At 56.5% G+C, this 4,664-nt stretch carries 2 protein-coding genes and 3 pseudogenes; 4 read left to right on the forward strand and 1 reads right to left on the reverse strand.

Features of this window, described 5'->3' with window-relative positions; translation table 11 throughout:
- The 3 genes and pseudogenes from MKK58_RS09940 to MKK58_RS09950 form a co-directional block, all read left to right on the forward strand.
- Window positions 1-280, forward strand: a pseudogene (locus MKK58_RS09940) (hypothetical protein); the annotation flags it as partial.
- A gap of 488 nt (window positions 281-768) precedes the next feature.
- Window positions 769-1,953, forward strand: a complete 1,185-nt coding sequence (locus tag MKK58_RS09945) for a glycosyltransferase family 61 protein (protein ID WP_243911927.1) — start codon at window positions 769-771, stop codon at window positions 1,951-1,953.
- 512 nt (window positions 1,954-2,465) lie between these two features.
- Window positions 2,466-2,639, forward strand: a pseudogene (locus MKK58_RS09950) (IS21 family transposase); the annotation flags it as partial.
- Here MKK58_RS09950 and MKK58_RS09955 read toward each other — a convergent pair.
- A protein-coding gene (locus MKK58_RS09955) for an IS5 family transposase (protein WP_243911928.1) occupies window positions 2,633-3,401 on the reverse strand; the annotation gives its coding sequence in 2 pieces (ribosomal slippage) (window positions 2,633-3,086 and window positions 3,085-3,401; 771 coding nt in all). The pseudogene MKK58_RS09950 and the gene MKK58_RS09955 overlap by 7 nt on opposite strands.
- 136 nt (window positions 3,402-3,537) lie before the next feature.
- Between MKK58_RS09955 and MKK58_RS09960 the strand changes: the two are divergent.
- Window positions 3,538-4,664: pseudogene (locus MKK58_RS09960) on the forward strand (ISL3 family transposase); the annotation flags it as partial.

Raw genomic sequence — 4,664 nt, forward strand, 5'->3', positions numbered from 1 at the left:
CGAGGTCGATACCGACCGTAGCAAGCTCGGACATGGGTGGCTCCTCAGCGTGAGGCGACAACATCCCGACTATGCCCCAACGCAAACCCGGGAGCAGGAGCCATCCACACCATCAATCGAGCAGGTCTTTGCCAAGGTAAAAGCCCTCCTCCGAACGGCTGCAGCACGGACCGCCGCCGATTTAACCACCGCCATCGAGACTGCGTTCGCCGCCGTCCAACCGGATGAGTGCCGAAACTACCTCGCCGCTGCCGGATACGATGCCTACGAGCCAACCTGAAAGGGAACGGCTCTAGAGTGGGGATCGAGCGGAGTGACTGGCCTCCTCGTAGTCACTATCCTTGGCCGATGCGCAACAGCGCCTTGAGAGACGGCGGTCCCATGAAGGCGAAGATTGACTTCGCGCGATCCGGAGCGGCTTGACGTCTCGAGCTTCCGCCACCCATGTTGTCCCGGCCCGAAAACTTCTGTACGGCATGAAACACAAACCGAGCCAGCTCTTATTGGTAAAGAGCCACACAAAAGGAAAACCGTCAAATCAGAAATATATTACCTTCAGGACTTAAGTGAAAAAAGCTTTTGGAAACCGCATAAAATCTACGAGTGCAATTGATGATCGGTAAGCCTGACCCTTAACGGTGGAATTTCGCCATTCTCCGAAACATAACAACCTTACGCCTCTCCTATGTCTAAGGCGGAACAAAAACTGCGTAAAATATGTTTAAAAACAGATCTGATCGAACAAATAGTTGAAAAGGGATTCAATTAATGAGGGATTTATCTAATTTCGATTTTGTGGATGTCAGTAAGTTTCCATCCGCCACACTTAGCGAAGTAATGAATTTAAATGCCAGATCGATTTGGATCCAACAAGGATCTGAGAATCGGCAGTTTCTTCGTCGCAGGCCAGACATCCATGATGATCCGGATAAAGTGAAATTGTTCGGCGATCTGAGTACCAGGATAGTTGATTATCCTCCTATAGCACTGATCTCCGAATCTGAAGTGAAATTGGTTGGTTTCCGTACCTTTTTAACAAAAGATAATAGATTCTTTAACGACCAGATATTTACCAACAATGATGAATTAACACGTTATTTAAGCAAATTATCACACGAAGACGAGTTTCAAAATGAAAAAACGAAACTTCGTCGAATTAATGAAACAGGGTTTGAGTTTCAGCAGGGCCAGCGACAAGAGGTGTTTATTGACGAGAAAGTTATTGTTATATGCTCAGATGAGCCAAATAACTATGGATCTTTTCTATTTAGAGTGCTTCCGAAGCTCGCGCTTCGGCTTTTGGTAGTCTCGGACTATAAGATTCTTGTCCCGGGTGTTAGCTCATCAATCAAGGAAATACTCTCAAAGGCTGGCATTGAGCAGGAGCGCATTATAAGCCATAATCCTGAAATAGTCTATCATTTAAATCATGCCCTTATTCCGACGTTGCGCAATCCGCAAGCCTATCTCGACGAAAGTAGCCTGGGTTTATATCGAAGCATTTCTGGTTTCGACAATGGCCGAAAAGACCCCTCGCGCGTTTTTGTTTCACGGGAGGGTCTTGCTTCAACACGCTCTGGATATAGGCGGATGGTCAATGCAGAAGAAGTCATACACGCAGTTGAGCAATTAAAATTTAAAATCATTCGGCCTGAGGAAATTTCTATTAGTGAACAAATTTCAATCTTTTCGAGCTCTCAGATTGTAGTAGGTCAATCCGGGGCGGGAATGTTCAACGTTGTATTTTGCCGGCCTGGAACAATTATTGTCGATATTGAAAGCGAACCAAATTGGATCCATGCGCACATGTGCCTTTTTAGTTCTTTAAATTTGCGTTATGTAGTATTTGAGGGCGTTGCTGATCGTTCATGCGGAAGGGAAATTCATTTCCCGTTTCGTGTAAACACATCAGCGCTTGTCCATCGGCTGTCGTCTCTCTTAGCTGAGACGTAGCTTTGGTTGGTAACTTATTGGATAAAAGACTTTCTTGCATATTGAAAGCTATAATATAGACCAATTTTTGATTTTTTTATCTGATCAGGTAGCTTTCGATGTTGAAGTTTTCGTTTATGTTAGCACAAGAGGTGAATATTACGGCATGGGCATTTTTTTAAGTTTAATTTTCATTCTGGGTCGCACGCCGCCGTAGCATGCTGCAGAAAAAGTCGACCAGGGTTCAGCGGCGAGTGAGATTTCCTCGCGGCGCTGGACCAGGATTACCCCTTTACGCGAGCCGTCGGCCTGGAGCTCGTCCGATCCAGGGCTGCAAACCGCGTCAATCTCGTCATTGCCATTCCTGCGGCCCGACAATCAGAATGGTGACGGCGCGACAATCAAGATGAGGCACTGATCTCGTTCGCGTCCTGGAGAGAGGGCGAAGCCCGAGTGTAGGGACGCGAACGAGATCTGGCGATCACAGTTGACCGGCTGTGCGGACGGCCCTCCTCGCCGAAGAGGGGTCCCGCATGCCCGGCCGCCATGTGAGCGATCGCCAGATCAGGCTCTACATGCAGTTCCGTCAGACCGACCCGCGACGTGCCGCGGCGGCCAAGGCCGGCTTCAGTCCCGCCACCGCCGACCGCATCGAGCAGGATCCACGCCTGCCGTCTCTGAAGAAGGCTCCTAGGGCGTGTCATCGCTTGAGCCAATCGAGGGCGGCTGCGAGGGAGAGGACACCCATGAAGCTGACGGCAGTCTTCTCGTAGCGTGTGGCGATGGCGCGCCACTCTTTGAGCCTGGCCCAGAGACGCTCGACCTGGTTGCGGTTGTTGTAGATCCAATCCGGGCAAGCGACGGGCGCTTCGTGGCGCTGAGGCGGGATCGCAGGCCGAGCGCCCATATTCCAGATGTGTTCGCGAAAGACGTGGCTGGTATAGCCGCGGTCCCCCACGACCCATTTGGGCACCCCCGGCAGTTGGTCGAGCAGGGGAACAGCGTGAGGGAGTTCATGGGCCTGACCGGGCGCCAGCCGGAAGGCGAGGGCGCGGCCCTGCCCGTCGGCGATCACGCAAGCCTTGGTGCCATACCCGCCACGCGAGCGGCCAACAGCTTCACCAGCGTCTCGCTCGGCTGCAGATCCCCCTTTTGGCGGCTCCCGCCGCCTTTTGGTGCGCCCGAACGTTCGTGCCGTCGAGGAACACCATACCGAGTTGGACACCGCGCTCCTGCACGAGGTGAAGAAGCCGCTCCCAGACGCCGGCACGCGACCAGCGGATGAAGATCTGGGCAGCCCGCCACCAGGGTCCCAATTCCTCGGGAATAGCTCGCCATTTGGCTCCGTTCTGATGCCGCCAAAGGATGGCCGAGAGCGTGCGCCGCAGATCCTGCGGAGGCGTTTTGGCCTTGGGCCGGCAGGCTTCAACCAGAGGCTCCAGATCAGCCCATTGCGCGTCGCTCAGCATCGTCCCTCCTCCATCAGAGAGACGAAAACGCAAGCCCAGCCAATCTGTTCAGGCGACGACAGGCCCTAGGGGTCGACGGCGGCCCGATCCTCTGGCCGAGATCTTCGAGGCCGAGGTCGTACCCCTCCTGCAGGCCTCCTCCGGCACGCTCCTCGTCGATCTCGACCGGCGACGTCCCATCGACCTGCTGCCGGATCGTTCCAGCACGACCGTCGCCACGTGGCTCCGTCGCCATCCCGGGATTGCGGTCATCACGCGCGACCGCTCGTCCGAATACGCGCGCGCAGCCACTATGGGCGCTTCCGCCGCTCTTCAGGTTGCCGACCGATGGCATCTGCTCCTCAACCTGCGCCAGGTCGTGGAGCGTTGGCTCGCTCGCGTCCATGGACGCTTACGACGTCTGCCGAGCCTTGCCGCCCGAGAGGCACGACGGCCCGGACAACGTCTGCGGGCCTACCGCCGGAGTGAGGCCGAGATCGCCTTAGGCCTCGACAGCCGTACCCGTCGTCTGGCCGCCTGCGAGGATGTGCGTCGGCGCTTCCAGGGCGGTAAGACCTTGCTGGCGATCGCTCGGAAGACGAGCCTCGCATGCGGGACGATGCGCAAGTATGCCCAGGCCGAGAGCTTTCCGGAGCGCGCAATGCGTCGCCCAAGCCCCAGCCGCCTCGATCCCTACCGTGCGCATCTGGAGCAGCGTATGACCGAGGGGTGCAAGAACGCGATGGAGCTCTGGCGCGAGCTGCGCGAGCATGGCTTCAGCGGTACGCACCGGCAGGTTCACCGCTTCGTTGCCGGGCGTCGCATGAGGCCGGCGCGGCGCACCGCCCGCAAATGGCTGGTCCGGACGTCCCCACCGGTCACCGATGCGATCCCTCTTGCGTCTCCCAAGCAACTGGCTTGGTTCCTGACCCAGCCCGTCGAGGGTCGACTGCCCCCTGCGACCGCCGCTATTGGCCAGATCAAGCAGGACCCGGAGGCGGCCCGGTTTGGTGAACTGGCGCAGCGGTTCGCAGTTCTGGTGCGAAGCTGCTGTGATGATGGCAGCCGGCCCTCGGATCCTGCCGGCGAACTCGACCTCTGGCTCGACGCAGAGCGCCTCAGTGGCATACCGGCCCTCGAGACGTTCGCTGCTGGTCTGGAGCGGGACGGAGCGGCGGTGCGTGCCGCGTTGACGACGTCATGGAGCAACGGTCAGGCGGAGGGTCGGATTAGCCGCCTGAAAATGCTCAAGCGGACGATGTACGGACGCGCAGGCTTCCCCCT

The organism is Methylobacterium sp. J-078 (assembly GCF_022829285.1).
Classification (GTDB): Bacteria; Pseudomonadota; Alphaproteobacteria; order Rhizobiales; family Beijerinckiaceae; genus Methylobacterium.

Excerpts from the sequence above, each read along its gene's own strand:
- MKK58_RS09945 (WP_243911927.1), top strand. The coding sequence starts at position 769 with ATGAGGGATTTATCTAATTTCGATTTTGTGGATGTCAGTAAGTTTCCA.